The organism is Cupriavidus sp. CPT47-8839-RL05A (genome assembly GCF_058792255.1).
Genome location: NZ_JBYTEG010000031.1, coordinates 38,531 through 55,202 on the forward strand (window position 1 = coordinate 38,531; position 16,672 = coordinate 55,202).

Sequence of the window (16,672 nt, forward strand, 5' to 3'; positions counted from 1 at the left end):
CCGGGCTAATTGATATTCTCAAAGAGCCCGATAGGCAAGGCATGTGACGCCTGGAGCGAATCCCGGCATGGGAAGCCGCGGCATCGGCCAGGCGGCTTCGATGCGGAAGGGCAAGTATGCCATGCGCGCTGGGCCCGCTTATGGCAAGTTGGTGACGATGGCGGCGAGTTCAACCCGCCGTGTTCAGGCCGGATGCATGACGGGCTCCACTCGTTGCGCCCGGAAGATCACCAGCGTGGCAACCAGTCCGCACAGCGCGGCGAACATCAGCCACAGCCCCGGCGCCGCCTTGTTGCCGGTGGCGTGGATCAGCCAGGTCGAGATTGCCGGGGTGAAGCCGCCGAACAGCGCCGTGGCCAGGCTGTAGGCCAGCGAGAAGCCGGTGGTGCGCACCGCGGGCGGCATGATCTCGGTCAGCGCCACCACCATGGCGCCGTTATAGCTGCCGTACAGGAACGACAGCCACAGCTCCACCATCAGCAGCCGCGAGAACGACGGCTCGGCCACCAGCCATGACACGGCGGGGTACGCGGTCAGCAGCGTCGCCACGGTGAAGAACACCAGCAGTGGCTTGCGTCCGATGCGGTCCGACAGCGCGCCCATCAGCGGCAGCCAGATGAAGTTGGACAGGCCCACGCACATGGTGACGATCAGGTTGTCGGTGTCGTCCAGCTTCAGCACGGTCTTGCCGAAGGTCGGCGTGTATGCGGTGATCATGTAAAACGACACCGTGGTCATCACCACCATCATGCAGCCGGCCAGGATGATGCGCCAGTTGTCCAGCATCGAGCGGTAGATCTCGTCGATGGCGGGGCGGTGCTTGCGCGCCTTGAAGGCCTCGGTCTCTTCCAGCGAACGGCGGATCAGGAACAGGAACGGCACGATCAGGCAGCCCACCAGGAAGGGAATGCGCCAGCCCCATTCATCCATTTGCGCCGGCGCCAGCGTGGCGTGCAGGATCACGCCCAGCAGGCCGGCGAAGATCACCGCCACCTGCTGGCTGCCCGATTGCCACGCGACATAGAAGCCCTTGCGGCCAGGCCTGGCGATTTCCGACAGGTAGACCGAGACGCCGCCCAGCTCAACGCCCGCGGAGAAGCCCTGCAGCAGGCGCCCGGCCAAGACCAGCAGCGGCGCGGCCACGCCAATGGTGGCGTAGCCCGGCACGCAGGCAATCAGCAGCGTGCCCATGGCCATCAGCGTCAGCGTCATGATCAGGCCCTTGCGGCGGCCATGGCGGTCGATGTAGGCGCCCAGCACGATCGCACCCAGCGGCCGCATCAGGAAGCCCGCGCCAAAGGTGGCGAGCGAAAGCATCAGCGAGGCGAACTCGTTGCCGCTGGGGAAGAAGGTCCTGGCGATGGCGGCCGCGTAGAAGCCGTACACCATGAAGTCATACATTTCCAGGAAGTTGCCGCTGACGACGCGGAACACGGTGCGGAACCCGTGCTGCCCGGCGGGGGTAGCTGCGGAGGTCTCTGACATGGCTGTCTCTCAGGCACCGCCGGCGGTCCCGGCGGCATGATGGTTCGGAGAAGTCAGCCAGGCGTGCGCGGGTCACGCCGTGTGGGAAGGATTTCGCCGCGCGCCTGATGACGGGCGCCAGTGTGCGCCGCGACCCTGTCATTGCCCTGACGAATGCCTTTCAGAAGGCTATCAAATGCTGTCGAAAACCTGTCAATGCGCCGCGGATGGCGCTCAGGCCGCGCTCAGCTGACGCTCAGGCGCGCCGGAAGCAGGCGCTGACCACCAGCCCCGTGGCCGGGGCGGGGCGGTTGGCCAGCAGCAGCCGGCCACCGTTGCGCTGCATGATGCGGTTGACGATGGACATGCCCAGCCCGGCGCCCTTGGCCTCGCTGCGCGCGGCATCGAGCCGGTAGAAGGGCCGCGTCAGCAGCGACAGCTGGCCGTCGGGCACGCCGTTGCCGTGGTCGGCCACGGTCAGCACGGCTTCCTTGTCGTCCACGCGCGTCGAGATCTCGACCACGGCCATGCCGCTTTGCTCGTCCTTGGCATAGCGGCGCGCGTTCTCGACCAGGTTGTCCAGGATGCGCTGCACTTCCATGCGGTTGGCCACGGCCATCACCGGCTCGTTGGCGCGCACGTGCACGCGCACGTCGTCATGCGCGGCGTAGACGCCCACGGCATCGTGCACCAGCGCCGACAGGTCAACCGGTTCCACGGTTTCCAGCGGCGGGCGCGCGTAGTTGAGGAACTGTCCGATGATGGCGTCCATCTGCTCGATGTCGGCGATCATGGCGTCGCGCGTGGGGGTGTCCATCGGCGACATCTCGGTTTCCAGGCGCAGGCGCGTCAGCGGCGTGCGCAGGTCGTGCGAGATGCCGGCCAGCATCACCACGCGGTCGTCGTCGAGCTGGCGCAGGTCGCGCACCATCTGGTTGAAGCTGTGGTTGGCCAGCGCCACCTCACTGGCGCCGTGCTCGGGCAGCGGCGGCGGGTCGCCGCCGGCACCGATGGCGCGCGCGGCGTTGGCCAGCCGCTTGAGCGGGTAGTTGACGCGCGCGGTGATAAAGGCGGCGCCGATGATCGACAGCAGCAGCGCGGCGATACTCCACCACAGCCACTGGATGCCGGGCACGCGCTCGAAGCGCTCGGGGCTGATCGCCACCCAGTAGTCGTCGCCCTCGATCTCGAAGCTGACCCACACGCCGGGTATGTCGTTGACGGTGGTGGCCAGCACCGTGTCCTCGCCCAGGCGGCTGCGGATCTCCTGCTGCACCAGGGCGGTCAGGAACGGGTTGGCGGTGGGCGCGGCGAAGTCGTCGTCCTTCTCGCGCGGATAGACCTTGATGCCTTCGTTCTGCACCAGGTCGAGCAGCAGGAAGCGCCGCCGCGCGGGGTCGGAATAGAGCAGCGCGGCGCGCGTGAGCTTGACCACGCTGACCACCTGCATGGCGATCTGCTGCGCGCGCGGGGCGCGTTCGAACAGCCGGTAGCTCTGGAACCAGATGCCCAGCGAAATCGCCAGCAGCAGGGCGATAAGCATGAAGGTTCGCCAGAACAGCGAACCAAAGAACCGCGTTGCGGTTCTACCGATAACGGTCGCCACGATGGGAACAGCGGCCGTAATCGGTTATTTCACGCCATCGGGGATGAAGACGTAGCCCAGGCCCCACACCGTCTGGATAAAACGGGGGTTGCTGGGGTCCGGCTCGATCAGCTTGCGCAGGCGCGAGATCTGCACGTCCAGGCTGCGGTCGAAGACTTCATATTCACGGCCGCGTGCCATTTCCATCAGCTTCTCGCGCGACAGCGGCTGGCGCGGATGGCGGGCGAACACCTTGAGGACCGAGAACTCGCCGGTGGTCAGCGTGATTTCCTCGTCGTTCTTGGTCAGCGTGCGCGTGGCCAGGTTCAGCACGAAGTCGCCGAAGGCGAAGGTCTCGGGCGTTTCCGACGGGGCGCCGGGCACTTCGGCCGGGCCCTTGCGGCGCAGCACCGCGTGGATGCGCGCAATCAGCTCGCGCGGGTTGAAGGGCTTGGGCAGGTAGTCGTCGGCGCCCATTTCCAGGCCGACGATGCGGTCCACGTCCTCGCCCTTGGCGGTGAGCATGATGATCGGGGTCTGGTCATTGGCCCCGCGCAGCCGGCGGCAGATCGACAGGCCGTCTTCGCCCGGCATCATCAGGTCCAGCACCAGCAGGTCGAAACGCTCGCGCAGCCAGAGCTTGTTCATCGCGGTGGCGTTTTCCGCCACCAGCACGGTGAAACCCTGTTCGCCCAGATAGCGGCGCAGCAAATCGCGCAGACGCGGGTCATCGTCGACGACAAGAATCTTGTGGCTGGTATTTTCCATGGCGGTATCTTAGCGACTATCGCTTTCGCTCAAAATGGCTTAACAAAACGTTACATACTTTACCCCGGCGTATGGCAGTGTGCACCAATCGTGCGATTACACTGCGCAATCCGTCTTTTTGGGCGCCGTGCGCGGCAGATTTCCACGCATTTGCAACCGACGAACCACTGTCTCGACCAGCCTGCCTTGCTCGCGCTGGCGCGATGCTTGCAGAGGGCGCGGCGCCGGACGGGGTACCGGAATTCCCGGCTTCGGGACAGTCCATCCAGTCTGTCCAAAGGCTGTTTTTCCCGAAGCCAAGATCGCCATTATCAATGAAAGTGAACCGAACCCGGCACGGGCATCCGCAGCATGGTGTCGCCGGCGCCTGCCTTGCGCTGGCGCTGGCCGTGCTGGCGCTGTGCATTCCGGCCGGGACGGTGCAGGCGCAATCGGCCGGCATGGCCAACCTGCTCAAGCGCCACCCGTCGACCCAGGCCAGCGATCCAGGCAACAGCCAGCGCGAGGCGCGGGCCCGTGCCGAGCGCCATCGCGCCGAGCAGCGCGACGCCGAGCGCCGGCGCGGTGACGAACGCGGCGGCTCGCGCCTGTCGCCGGACGAGCGCCGCAAGCTGCGCAAGAACCTCTACGACTTCGGGCGCGATATCTACCAGGGCGGCTGATCCGTTCTTATCGTGCCCCGCCCCCATGGTACGCCAGTGTGGCGCTCAGGCGCGCGGCTGGAAGTGCCGCAGGAAATCCACGAAGACCTCCGCCGCCAGCTGGGCATCCTCCGCCGTGATGGTTTCCAGCGGGTTGTGGCTGATGCCGCCGTTGCCGCAGCGCACGAACAGCATGGCCACGTCGGTGATGCGCTGCATCATCATGGCGTCGTGGCCGGCGCCGGAGGGCAGCTCGAAGGCCTGCAGCCCGCGCTTCTTCAGCACCGCCCCGAACTGGTCCATCAGCCAGCGCGCGCACGGCGCGTTGTTGACCGGCGGCACGCGCTCCACCTGGGCGGCCAGCCCGCGCCGTTCCGCGATCTGGCCGATGCCGGCCACGATGTCGGCGATGGCGGCCTCGCGGATGCCATCCTCGCCGGCGCGAATATCCATCGAGAAGGTGCAGGCCGCCGGGATGACATTGCTCGACCCGTTGGGCACCTGCAGCTGGCCCACCGTTCCGACCAGCGTCGGCGCCGCCGCGCAGCGCTGCTCCACCAGCAGGATCATCTCGGCAGCGCCCGCGGCGGCGTCGCGGCGCATGCCCATCGGCGTGGTGCCGGCATGGCTGGCCAGGCCTTCGACCCGCACCGCAAAGCGGCTGCTGCCCGCGATCTGCGTGACCACGCCCAGCGGCAGGTCGTGGTGCAGCAGCACCGGGCCCTGCTCGATATGCACCTCGACAAAGCCCAGCAGCGACGCCGGATCGACCGCCGCGGCGCGCAGGGCCTGCAAATCGCCCGCGCCGGGCAGGTCCGATGCCGCCAGTGCCTCGCGCAGTGTGATGCCGTCCGCGTCCTGGCGCTCCAGCAGGGCGGGGTCGAAGCGGCCCGCCAGCACACTGCTGGCCAGGAAGCTGGTCTTGAAGCGCAGGCCCTCCTCTTCGGCGAACCCCACCACTTCAAAGTGATAGGGCAGGCGGATGCCGGCCTGGTTGAGCGCGCCGACCACGGCGATCGGCAGCAGGATGCCAAGCCGTCCGTCATAGCGCCCGCCATTGCGCACGGTGTCGAAGTGCGAGCCGGTCATCAGCACGCGCGCGTCGGGCACGGCCGGGTCGGCTGCATAGCGGCCGATGACGTTGCCGATGGCGTCGATCCGCACCTGCATGCCGGCCGCCTCCATCCACTGCGCAAGCCGGGTCTGCGCGGCGCGGTGGGCCGGGGTCAGGTAGGCGCAGGTAAGGCCGCCTTCCATGTCGGAGAAACTGGCGAGCTGGTTGGCGTGGGCAAGGATGGTGTCGCCGAGGGAGGCGGATGTCTGCGTCATGGCGGTACGGCTTGGCGGGTCGGAGAGGAAAGAGAGCAGGACGCTAGCTGTTGCGCACCCAGGTCTTCCAGGCAATCCACAGCTTGCGCAGCGGGGTCAGCGCAATGCGCTGGTTCAGCACCTGGAACTGGCTCGCTTCCAGTTCGTCGAGCAGCGCGTGGTAGATCGCGCCCATCAGCAGGCCGGCGCGCTGGGCGCGGCGGTCCTGCCTGGGCAGCAGCGCCAGTGCCTCATGGTACAGCGCGCGGGCCCGGCCGGCGTGGTACTGCATCAGCGCGACAAAGCGATCGGAATGCTGGCCCTTCAGGATCTCGGATGCAGGCACCTGGAACTGCTGCAGGGTATTGACCGGCAGGTAGATGCGCCCGCGCCGCGCGTCCTCGCCGACGTCGCGCAGGATATTGACCAGTTGCAGCGACTGGCCAAGCTTCTCGGCAAACACCAGGGTCTGCGGGTCGGTATAGCCGAACAGCCGCGCGCTGAGCGTGCCGACCACGCCGGCCACGCAATGGCAGTAGCGGGCCAGGCCGGGCTCGTCCAGGTAGCGGGTCTGGGTCAGGTCCATTTCCATGCCTTCCAGCACTTCGGACATCTCGCCCTGGGGCAGGCCGGCGCTGCGCACATGCGGCTGCAGGGCCTTGGTGGTCGGATGGGTCGGCTCGCCCTCGAACAGGCGGCGCAGCTCGGCGCGCCACCAGTCCAGCTGCTGGTGGGCCAGGCCAGCATCATGGCTGTCGTCGACCACGTCGTCGACTTCGCGGCACCAGGCGTACAGCGCGGTGATGGCGCGGCGGCGCTCGGCCGGCAGGAACAGGAAGCTGTAATAGAAGCTCGAGCCGCTCTGGGCGACTTTCTCTTGGCAATACTGATCGGGCGTCACGCCGGTCTCGGGTCGAAGATGTGGGGGGAAGCGCCAGCGGCGCGGCGGATTGTAGCATCGCGCCGGGCAGGGTATGGTCGCGCATGCCGAAGCCTGTCGGCGCAGTTCACCGGCCCGGAACGGCAACTGAGTCTTCATTCCAGCGGTTTCGTCGCCTGCCGTTTGACGCACCCGGGGTGCGTCGCTATATTACTGACCGGAAAGTTATTTATTGCCGATGCCGGCTGCGCGCGGCCATCCCCGCGCCTCGACGACTTCCCGGGCGCAGGGGATTGCGCTCACCGGCCAGTCTTGTCAGTGGTTCCATCCGACTTGTTGCCTACCGATGCCAGTGCTTTGCCAAGTGCCGGAAGTTGCGGCTGCAGATTCTCCTGTTGTTACGATGCCGCCGCGCCACCTCCGCCGAGGCGTGGCCGTGGCCACACTTTTGACGGCCAGCCTGCTGGCCCTGGCCGGCTGCGGCAAGAAGGCCGAGCCGGCGCCGGAGGTGCGCCCGGTGCGCCTGATGCAGCTGAGCCCGCACAATGGCAAGACCGCCTTCGAGTTCTCCGGCGACGTGCGCCCGCGCGTGGAGTCGCGGCTGGGCTTCCGCGTCGGGGGCAAGATCGCCGCCAGGCTGGTGGATGTGGGCGCGGTGGTCAGCAAGGGCCAGCCGCTGGCGCGCCTGGACCCCACCGACCTGTCGCTGGCCGAGGCCGGCTCGCGCGCCCAGTTCGAGGCCGCGAAGACTGACCGCGACCTGGCCGCCGCCGACCTGAAGCGCTACAACGACCTGTTCGCCAAGGGCTTTATCAGCGCTGCCGAGCAGCACCGGCGCCAGGCCAACTATGACGCCGCCGAATCGCGGCTGCGCCAGGCCCAGGCCGGGCTGCGCAGCCAGTCCAACCAGACCGGCTACGCGGTCCTGCATGCCGATGCCGACGGCGTGGTCACGGCGATCGATGCCGAGGTGGGCCAGGTGGTGACGCCGGGCCAGCCGGTGGTGCGCGTGGCGCAGACGGCAGAGAAGGAAGTCGCGATCGGCCTGCCCGAAGACCAGGTCGACCTGCTGCGCGGCATTACCGACGTGACCATCCATACCTGGGCCGAGCCGCAGCGCACGCTGCCTGGCCGCGTGCGCGAGATTGCCGCGGCGGCCGACCCGGTCACCCGCACCTATGCCACCCGCGTGACGGTGCCGAACCCGCCCGCCGACCTCAAGCTCGGCATGACCGCGGTGGTGACCTTCATGCGCACCGGCGCCACCCCGGCCATCCGGGTGCCGCTGACCGCGCTGCTGCAGGAGCAGGGCCGCAACCAGGTCTGGATCTATGACGCCGCCGCCGGCACGGTCAAGCCGGTGCCGGTGACGCTGGGCGAGGCCATCGGCAACGAGGTGGAGGTGCGCCAGGGCCTGGCCCCGGGCCAGACCATCGTCACCGCCGGGGTGCACCTTTTGCGCGCAGGCCAGAAGGTGCGCCCGCTGCAGACGGTCGCGCCTGCGGCAGGGCCTGCATCGGCCCCGGCATCGGCACCGGCCGCCACCCCGAAGCAGGGGTGAGCGGATGGATCATTCCCGCTTCAACCTGTCGCGCTGGGCACTCGAGCACCAGCCGCTGACCCGCTACCTGCTGGTGGTGCTGCTGCTTGGCGGCATGCTGGCGTTCTTCCAGCTGGGCCAGGACGAGGATCCGCCCTTTACCTTCCGCGTGATGGTGGTGCAGGCCTTCTGGCCCGGCGCCACCGCCGAGCAGATCGCCGTCCAGGTGACGGACAAGATCGAGCGCCAGCTGCAGGAAGTGCCCTATGCGGACAAGATCCGCAGCTTCTCCAAGCCGGGCGAGACCACGGTGATCTTCCAGCTCAAGGACACCTCGCCGGCGAAGGAGACCGCGCAGGTCTGGTACACCGTGCGCAAGAAGATCGGCGATATCCAGCAGACGCTGCCCGCGGGCGTGCGCGGGCCGTTCTTCAATGATGAGTTTGGCGACGTGTACGGCACCATCTACGCGCTCTCCGCCGACGGCTTCAACTACAAGGAGCTGCGCGAGTACGCCGACCTGGTGCGCCAGGAACTGCTGCGCGTGCCGTCGGTGGCCAAGGTGTCGCTGATCGGCCTGCAGGACGAGAAGGTCTTCATCGAATTCAACCAGGCGCGCTTTGCCCAGCTGGGGCTGGATATCAACGCCATCGCCGACCAGATCTCGCAGCAGAACAACCTGACCGGCAGCGGCGTGCTGGTCACCCCGACCGACAACCTGCAGGTGCGCCTGTCGGGCCAGTTCGCCAGCGTGGAAGACCTGGAGAACCTGGTGCTGCGCGGGCCCAACGGCATCGCCAACATCCGCCTGGGCGACATCGCGCACGTCTACCGGGGCTATGTCGACCCGACCCAGACGCGCATGCGCTTCAACGGCAAGGACGTGATCGGGCTGGGCATTTCGATGCAGAAGGGCGGCGACATCATCGAGCTGGGCAAGAACCTGCGCACGGCCTTTGACCAGCTGCGCGGCCAGCTGCCGGTAGGCATCGAGATGGACCAGGTGCAGGACCAGCCGCAAGCCGTCAAGCGCTCGGTCGGCGAGTTCGTGCGCGTGCTGATCGAGGCGGTGGTGATCGTGCTGGCGGTCAGTTTCATTGCGCTGGGCCTGCATACGCGGCCCTTGCGGCTGGACGTGCGTCCCGGGCTGGTGGTGGCGCTGACGATCCCGCTGGTGCTGGCCGTGACCTTCCTGTTCATGCATATCTTCGGCATCGGCCTGCACAAGATCTCGCTCGGGGCCTTGATCGTGGCGCTGGGGCTGCTGGTGGACGACGCCATCATCGCGGTCGAGATGATGGTGCGCAAGCTGGAAGAGGGTTTCTCCAAGATGGAGGCGGCCACCTTCGCCTATACCTCCACCGCGATGCCGATGCTGACCGGCACGCTGATCACCGCGGCCGGCTTCCTGCCGGTGGGCCTGGCGCGCTCGACGGTGGGCGAATACACCTTCGCGATCTTTGCGGTGACGGCGCTGGCGCTGGTGCTGTCGTGGCTGGCGGCGGTCTATTTCACGCCCTACCTGGGCTACCTGCTGCTCAAGAGCCGCGGCCCCGGCGCGGGCGAGGCCCACGAGGTCTTCGACACGCCGTTCTATGCGCGCTTTCGCCGGCTGGTGGACTGGTGCGTGAGCTGGCGCAAGGTGGTGATCGCGATCACGCTGGTGGCCTTTGTGCTGGGGATCTACGCCTTCAAGTTTGTCGAGAAGCAGTTCTTCCCCGATTCCAGCCGCCCCGAGCTGATGGTGGAACTGTGGATGCCCGAGGGCACCAGCTTTGCCCAGATGGAAACCGAGGCCAAGCGCTTCGAGCAGCTGGTCGGCAAGGACCGCGAGGTCGAGAGCCTGACCACCTTCGTCGGCACCGGCGCGCCGCGTTTCTACCTGCCGCTGGACCAGATCTTCCCGCAGACCAATGTGGCGCAGGTGATCGTGATGCCGGTCAGCACCGAGGTGCGCGATGCGCTGCGCCGCCGCATCATCAAGCTGATGGATGCCGAATTCCCGTACCTGCGGGGCCGCGTCAAGCTGTTGCCCAACGGGCCTCCGGTGGCCTATCCGGTGCAGTTCCGCGTGATCGGGCCGGACGCCGCCGGGGTGCGCCAGCTGGCCGACCAGGTCAAGGCCGAGATGCGCGCCAACCCCAACACCGTCGGGGTCAACGACAACTGGAATGAGAACGTCAAGATGCTGCGCCTGGAGATCGACCAGGACAAGGCGCGCGCACTGGGCGTGACCACCAATGCCATCGCCCGCGTCACGCAGACCGTGCTGAGCGGCGTGCCGGTGGGCCAGTACCGCGACGGCGACAAGCTGATCGACATCCTGATGCGCACCCCGCGCAGTGAGCGCGACGCGATCTCGGACCTGAACAACATGCTGGTGCCGACCAACACCGGGCGCATGGTGCCGCTGACGCAGGTGGCGCGCGTGACGCTGCGCTCGGAGCCGGGCGTGGTGTGGCGCGAGAACCGCGACTTCGGCGTGACCGTGCAGTCCGACGTGGTCGACGGCATCCAGGGCCCGACGGTGACCGCGCAGATCAACCCGAAGCTGGACAAGCTGCGCGCGCAGTTGCCGCCGGGCTACCGCATCACCGTGGCCGGCGCGGAAGAAGAGAGCGGCAAGGCCGGGGCCTCGATCGCGGCGCAGCTGCCGCTGTGCATCTTCATCATCTTCACGCTGCTGATGCTTCAGCTGCACAGCTTCTCGCGCGCGGCCATGGTGTTCCTGACCGGCCCGCTGGGCCTGATCGGCGCCGCCGCCACGCTGTTGCTGCTGCGCGCGCCGATGGGGTTTGTGGCGCAGCTGGGCATCACCGCGCTGCTGGGCATGATCATCCGCAACTCGGTGATCCTGGTCGACCAGATCGAGCAGGACGTCAGCGCCGGCGTGCCGCAGTGGACCGCCATCGTCGAAGCCGCGGTGCGCCGCTTCCGGCCGATCATCCTGACCGCCGCCGCGGCGGTGCTGGCGATGATCCCGCTGTCGCGCTCGATGTTCTGGGGGCCGATGGCGGTGGCGATCATGGGTGGGCTGATCATTGCCACGGTGCTGACGCTGCTGTTCCTGCCGGCGCTGTACGCGGCGTGGTTCCGCGTCAAGCGGCCGGAGGGCGGGGTGTCGGCGCTGGCGACTTGAGGCGCGGCGCGGTTCAGGCTGCGGCTTCGCGGAAGCCGCGGGCCGGTCCTGGCGAGACGATGCCGGCATCGACCTCGCCGTCGGCATGCCGCGTGCCCTTTGCGTTACTGGTTCAAGCCTGGTGCGCCATGATCCGCTCCGCCAGAGCGACCAGGCTGCGGTCACTGCCCGCCGGCCCCAGCAGCGAGATGCCGAGCGGTGCGCCGTCGCGGCCGGCCAGCGGCAGGTTCAGCTGCGGGAAGCCGCTCAGCGGCGTCAGGCACAGCGTCTGGGCGGCGAGGTTGCGGTAGGTCTCCAGGGACTCGATCGGTTCGGCGCGCAGCGGCGCGATATCGGGCATGGTCGGCAGCACCAGCACGCCGTCCGGCCCCAGCAGGCGGCCCAGGTGCGCGGTGAAGTCGCGGCGCACGGCACTGGCTTCGTCGAACTGGCTGCGGGTGACGGCCTTCGAGAAGGCGAAGCGTGCCGCGACATCGGCACCCAGTTCCAGTCCGTGTTGCTCGATCAGTTCGCCGTCGCTGTGCCATGCCTCCCAGCCCTGCACGTAGCGGAACGCCCACCACAGCTCGGACAGCGGCCGGTCGGCTACGGTGACTGGCGCGGCGTGGCCCAGCGCGGCTTCGATCCGGGCGGCAGCCGGCGCCAGCGCGTCGCGGGCCTCCGGGGTCGGCTGGCCGAACAGGTCGGTGGCAAACAGCAGCCGCGGCGCGGCCGGCAGCGGCGCCGGGTCCGCCCCGAACAGCACCTCGGCCACGCGCGCGAAGGTGCCGATGTCGCGCGCAAAGAAGCCGCAGGTGTCCAGGCTTTCGGACAGCGGCAGGCAGCGTTCCAGTGAAATGCGCCCGTGCGTGGGCCGGATGCCGAACAGGCCGCAATGGCTGGCCGGCGCGCGCACCGAGCCGCCGGTGTCGGAGCCCAGCGCAAAGTCGCACAGGCCGTTCGATACCGCCGAGGCCGAGCCCGACGACGAGCCGCCGGTGATGCGCTCCGGTGCCGCGCCGTTGACCGGGCGCCCGTAGTGGGCGTTCTGGCCGTTCATGGAGAAGGCCAGCTCGTCGGTGTGGGTCTTGCCGACGAAGGCGGCGCCGGCATCCAGCAGCCGCTGCACCGCCGGCGCGGTCGCGGCCTTGATGCCCGAGCGCGCCAGCACGTGCGGATTGCCGCCGCCGGTCGGATAGCCAGCTACGTCGAACAGGTCCTTCACGGCAAAGCTCAGGCCCCGCAGCGGGCCGCCGGCGGCGTGCGGGACGGTGATCTGTGGGTACGGCATGAAGGCACGGGCAGGATGGGTGGCAAGCGTCATGGGTGGCCTGGAATACGTTGGGGTTCTGGGATGGGGGTCATGCCGCGGTGGCGACCGCGGGCTCGGCGGCCAGCACGCAGCTGACGCGGTGGCCGGTGCCGACGGTGAGCGCCTGCGGCACCTCGGCCAGGCATTGCGGGCGCGCATGCGGGCAGCGTGGCGCGAAGGTGCAGCCCGGCGGCAGCGCGGCCAGGTCGGGCGGGGCGCCGCCGATGGCCTGCAGCCGCTGGCCGCGGTCCATGCCATGCTGGCGGCTTTGCAGCAGGGCGATGGTGTAGGGGTGGCGCGCCGCGCGCAGCAGGGTGCGGATCGGGCCTTCCTCGACAATGCGCCCGCCGTACATCACCGCGACGCGGTCGGCGATCTCCACCGCGGCGCCGATATCGTGGGTGACGAAAACAATGGACAGCCCCAGTTCGCGCTGCAGCTCGCGCAGCAGGATCAGCACCTGGATCTGCACGGTGGCGTCCAGCGCGGTGGTGGGCTCGTCGGCCAGCAGGATCCTGGGCCGCGCCGACAGTGCCAGTGCGATCATGGCGCGCTGGCGCATGCCGCCCGACAGCTCGTGCGGATACGCTGCCAGCCGCCGCTCCGGGCTGGGAATGCGCACGGACTCGAGCGCCTGCAGCGCGCGCGCGCGCGCCTCGGCGGCCGAGACCGTGTCGTGGGTGCGGATGCATTCGACGATCTGCTGGCCCACGGTGTAGACCGGGTCCAGCGCCAGCAGCGGCTCCTGGAACACCATCGCCATGGTGCCGCCGCGCAGCCGGGCCAGCGCGCGCTGGTCGAGCGCCATCACGTCGGCGCCGTCGACGCGGATCTGGCCTGCCATGCGGGTGCGGCGCGGCGGGTGCAGGCGCATCAGCGCGCGCAGCGTGACACTCTTGCCGGAGCCGGATTCGCCGATCAGGGCCACGGCCTCGCCGGCGCCCACGTCGAGCGAGACGCCGTTGACGGCGCGGATGGTCTTGCCGCCGCCGGAGAAGGTGACGTGCAGGTCCCGCACCGAGATCATCGGCGCGCCGGGTGTGCTTTGTGGGGTGGTGGACATGGTGGGCTCCTCAGGGCGCGGCGGCCAGCAGGCAGGCGACCGGATGCCCGGCCACCAGGTCGGTCAGCTGCGGCTCGCGCCGCCCGCACACGTCCTGCGCCATGGCGCAGCGCGGATGGAAACTGCAGCCGGACGGCGGGTTGATCGGGTTGGGCGGGTCGCCCGTCAGCGGCGCGACCGCGGTGCGGCGGTCCGGGTCCATCGACGGCATCGACGCCAGCAGCGCGCGCGTGTATGGGTGCGCCGGGTGCTGATAAAGGGTCTCGGTATCCGCGATCTCCACCACCTTGCCCAGGTACATCACCATCACGCGGTCGCACAGGTAGCGGATCACGTTGAGGTCGTGGCTGATGAAGACGTAGGTCAGGTCGAACTCGGCCTTCAGGTCCAGCAGCAGGTTCAGCACCTGCGCCTCCACCGACTTGTCCAGTGCCGAGACCGCCTCGTCCAGGATCACCAGGCGCGGGCGCAGCGCCAGCGCGCGGGCAATGTTGACGCGCTGGCGCTGCCCGCCCGACAGCTCGTGCGGGTAGCGCCCGGCAAAGCGCACCGGGTCCAGCCCGACGCGCTGCAGCAGGTAGCGGGCGCGCTCGGTGGCTTCGCGCGCCGGCACGCCATGGACGCGTGGCGTGAAGGCGATCGACGCCTCGATGGTCAGGCGCGGGTTCAGCGACGAATAGCTGTCCTGGAACACCATCTGCACCTGGCTGCGGAACTTCTTCATCGGCAGCTGGGCCGAGCCCACGCCCTGCGCGTCGAAGATCAGCTCGCCGCGGTCCTGCTGCGTCAGCTGCATCAGCAGCCGCGCGGTGGTGGACTTGCCGCAGCCGGACTCGCCGACCACGCCCAGGGTCTCGCCCTTGAGCACGTCGAAGCTGACGCCATCGACCGCGCGCACCGACGCGGCGCGCGCGCGCAGGCCGGGCAGGCCGGAGTTGATGGGAAAGTGCTTGACCAGCTGGTGGGCGATCACCAGTGGCTGCGCCGGGCCGCCGACATCGCGGCCGGCCTGTGGCGAAGGGGCCTGCATCAGTGCTGGCATGGTTCAGTCCTTGATTTCCATGGCCGAGCGGATGCCGTCGGCCAGCAGGTTGAACGAGACCGAGGTCAGGAAGATCATGGCGCCGGGCAGGGCGGCAACCCACGGCTGGGTGTAGATGGCCGTGCGCAGCGTGTTGAGCATCAGGCCCCACTCCGGCTCGGGCGGCTTGACGCCCAGGCCCAGGAAGGACAGCCCCGAGGCCAGAATCATCGACACCGAGATCAGGCTGGTGGCATAGACGAAGATCGGCCCGAGCACGTTGTTGAGCACATGGGCGCGCACGATGGTCAGCGACGACGCCCCGGAAGCACGCGCCGCGTCGACAAACTCGCGGTTGCGCACCTGGGTGGTCACGCTTTCAGCCACGCGCACGATCTGCGGGATAAAGACGATGGTCAGCGACAGCAGCGCATTGCCCACGCCCGCCCCCAGCGTGCCTGACAGCGCGATCGCCAGCAGCACCGACGGGAAGGCGTACAGGATGTCGGTGAGCCGCATGATCACGGTGTTGGTCCAGCCGCCGGCATAGCCGGCGACGATGCCGAATGCGCTGCCGATGACAAAGGCAAGCAGCACCGGCGTGATGCCCATGAACAGCGACAGCCGCGCGCCCAGCATCAGCCGCGACAGCATGTCGCGTCCCAGCTCGTCGGTGCCGAGCGGAAAGTGCTCGGTGCCGATCGGCTTGAGGCGCTTGAGGATCGATGCCGCGTACGGATCGGCGGGCATCAGTGCCGGGGCGAACAGCGCCATCAGCACCAGCCCCAGCAGCACCAGCGCGGCCAGCATGGCCAGCCGGTTGCGCAGCAGGCGCCGGCCGACCGTGGTCCAGTAGCCGGGCGAGCGCTGCACCGCGGCGGCGGCCGGTGATTGGTCGAGGGTCATGTCCATGTCGGCCTCCTCAGTTGCGCTGGATGCGCGGGTCGAACAGCGTCTGCAGCGCATCGACCAGCAGGTTGAGCAGCACGAAGAACAACGCCAGCACCAGGATGGTCCCCTGCAGCAGCGGGAAGTCGCGCTGGAAGATGGCGGCGTTGAGCAGGAAGCCCGTGCCGGGCCACGAGAACACGGTCTCGATCAGGATCGAGCCGCCCAGCAGGTAGCCCAGTTGCAGGCCCATTACCGACAGCGCGGTTGGCGCCACGTTCTTGAGCACGTGGCGGAACACGGCCAGGTCGGACAGGCCGCGCGCGCGCAGGCCGACGATGAACTCGTTGGCCAGGATCTCCGCCACCAGCGCGCGCACCGTGCGCGCCACGATGCCCATCGGGATCACAGACATGGTCACCGCCGGCAGCAGCATGTACTGCATGTGCTCCCAGTCCCACGCCCAGTCGCCCGAACCGCCCGGCCCGGCGCCGGTGGCCGGCAGCCAGCCCAGCAGCACCGAGAACGCGATCACCAGCACCATCCCCAGCCAGTAGTGCGGGATGCTGACGCCCAGCACCGACAGCAGCGACGCGGTGCGGTCGGCCACGGAATCGCGCAGGTAGCCGGCGACAAAGCCGAACAGGCAGCCGAAGCTGAAGCCGATCAGCGTGGCCACGGTGGCCAGGCGCAGGGAATTGACCACGGCGGCGCCGACTTCGGCCATCACCGGTCGGCTGGTGGCGATCGAAGTGCCCAGGTCGCCCTGCAGCGCACGGCCCAGCCAGTGCACGAATTGCTCCAGGAAGGGCTTGTCGAAGCCGTAGAGTGCGGTCAGCTGGCGGCGCAGGTCTTCCGAGGCGTCGGGCGGCAGCACCGACACCAGCGGATCGCCGGGGGCGATATGGACCAGCGAGAAGCACAGCAGCGCCACCCCGAGCAGGATGGGAATGGCATAGAGGATGCGGCGGAACAGGTATTGCATGGGAGGATCCGGCAAGTTGGGGCGTGCGTGCGCCGTGCGCGGCACGCGGGGAAGACCGGGCGGGGTTGCCGGGCCGCGCGGGCGGCGGGCTGCCGCGCG

The 16,672-nt window shown here is 68.7% G+C and carries 13 protein-coding genes; 3 read left to right on the forward strand and 10 right to left on the reverse strand.

The window, feature by feature from the left end:
• Window positions 1-183: 183 nt before the first annotated feature.
• The 3 genes from AC3WVS_RS28870 to ompR all read right to left on the reverse strand — a co-directional run bounded on the left by AC3WVS_RS28870 (window position 184) and on the right by ompR (window position 3,817).
• Window positions 184-1,485 carry an MFS transporter gene (locus AC3WVS_RS28870; RefSeq protein ID WP_492321381.1) on the reverse strand — a complete coding sequence of 434 codons (1,302 nt, stop codon included), beginning with the start codon at window positions 1,483-1,485 and terminating at the stop codon, window positions 184-186.
• A 235-nt stretch (window positions 1,486-1,720) separates the two neighbouring features.
• Complete coding sequence (locus AC3WVS_RS28875) at window positions 1,721-3,070, reverse strand: ATP-binding protein (RefSeq protein WP_492321382.1); 1,350 nt, start codon at window positions 3,068-3,070, stop codon at window positions 1,721-1,723.
• 24 nt (window positions 3,071-3,094) lie between these two features.
• A complete protein-coding gene (gene ompR, locus AC3WVS_RS28880) occupies window positions 3,095-3,817 on the reverse strand; it encodes an osmolarity response regulator transcription factor OmpR (RefSeq protein WP_010810107.1) in 723 nt (240 codons plus the stop codon).
• A gap of 314 nt (window positions 3,818-4,131) precedes the next feature.
• Between ompR and AC3WVS_RS28885 the strand changes: the two genes are divergently transcribed.
• Window positions 4,132-4,479, forward strand: a complete 348-nt coding sequence (locus AC3WVS_RS28885; protein WP_492321383.1) for a hypothetical protein — start codon at window positions 4,132-4,134, stop codon at window positions 4,477-4,479.
• Between the two features lie 45 nt (window positions 4,480-4,524).
• On the opposite strand, the gene AC3WVS_RS28890 is transcribed toward AC3WVS_RS28885, so the two are convergent.
• Both AC3WVS_RS28890 and hpnD read right to left on the reverse strand, forming a co-directional pair.
• Window positions 4,525-5,787, reverse strand: coding sequence for a Zn-dependent hydrolase (locus AC3WVS_RS28890; RefSeq protein WP_492321384.1), 1,263 nt, complete (start codon window positions 5,785-5,787; stop codon window positions 4,525-4,527).
• A gap of 43 nt (window positions 5,788-5,830) precedes the next feature.
• Window positions 5,831-6,667, reverse strand: a complete 837-nt coding sequence (gene hpnD / locus AC3WVS_RS28895) for a presqualene diphosphate synthase HpnD (RefSeq protein WP_492321385.1) — start codon at window positions 6,665-6,667, stop codon at window positions 5,831-5,833.
• Between the two features lie 382 nt (window positions 6,668-7,049).
• Here hpnD and AC3WVS_RS28900 point away from each other — a divergent pair, with 382 nt between their 5' ends.
• Together AC3WVS_RS28900 and AC3WVS_RS28905 are read left to right on the forward strand one after the other, a co-directional pair.
• Window positions 7,050-8,207, forward strand: a complete 1,158-nt coding sequence (locus AC3WVS_RS28900; protein WP_492321386.1) for an efflux RND transporter periplasmic adaptor subunit — start codon at window positions 7,050-7,052, stop codon at window positions 8,205-8,207.
• Between the two features lie 4 nt (window positions 8,208-8,211).
• Window positions 8,212-11,325, forward strand: a complete 3,114-nt coding sequence (locus AC3WVS_RS28905; RefSeq protein ID WP_492321387.1) for an efflux RND transporter permease subunit — start codon at window positions 8,212-8,214, stop codon at window positions 11,323-11,325.
• A 112-nt stretch (window positions 11,326-11,437) separates the two neighbouring features.
• On the opposite strand, the gene AC3WVS_RS28910 is transcribed toward AC3WVS_RS28905, so the two are convergent.
• Genes AC3WVS_RS28910 through AC3WVS_RS28930 form a run of 5 tightly spaced genes read right to left on the reverse strand, consistent with a single transcriptional unit; the run spans window position 11,438 to window position 16,573 of the window.
• On the reverse strand, window positions 11,438-12,628 hold the full coding sequence (locus tag AC3WVS_RS28910; protein ID WP_492321388.1) for an amidase: 1,191 nt from the start codon (window positions 12,626-12,628) through the stop codon (window positions 11,438-11,440).
• Window positions 12,629-12,665: 37 nt separating this feature from the next.
• A complete protein-coding gene (locus AC3WVS_RS28915) occupies window positions 12,666-13,679 on the reverse strand; it encodes an ABC transporter ATP-binding protein (protein ID WP_492321389.1) in 1,014 nt (337 codons plus the stop codon).
• 10 nt (window positions 13,680-13,689) lie between these two features.
• A complete protein-coding gene (locus AC3WVS_RS28920) occupies window positions 13,690-14,721 on the reverse strand; it encodes an ABC transporter ATP-binding protein (RefSeq protein WP_492321390.1) in 1,032 nt (343 codons plus the stop codon).
• A gap of 3 nt (window positions 14,722-14,724) precedes the next feature.
• Window positions 14,725-15,612, reverse strand: a complete 888-nt coding sequence (locus tag AC3WVS_RS28925) for an ABC transporter permease (protein ID WP_492321391.1) — start codon at window positions 15,610-15,612, stop codon at window positions 14,725-14,727.
• A 10-nt stretch (window positions 15,613-15,622) separates the two neighbouring features.
• The gene (locus tag AC3WVS_RS28930; RefSeq protein WP_492321392.1) at window positions 15,623-16,573 is read right to left on the reverse strand and encodes an ABC transporter permease; all 951 of its coding nucleotides are present in this window, start codon (window positions 16,571-16,573) and stop codon (window positions 15,623-15,625) included.
• Window positions 16,574-16,672: the final 99 nt, after the last annotated feature.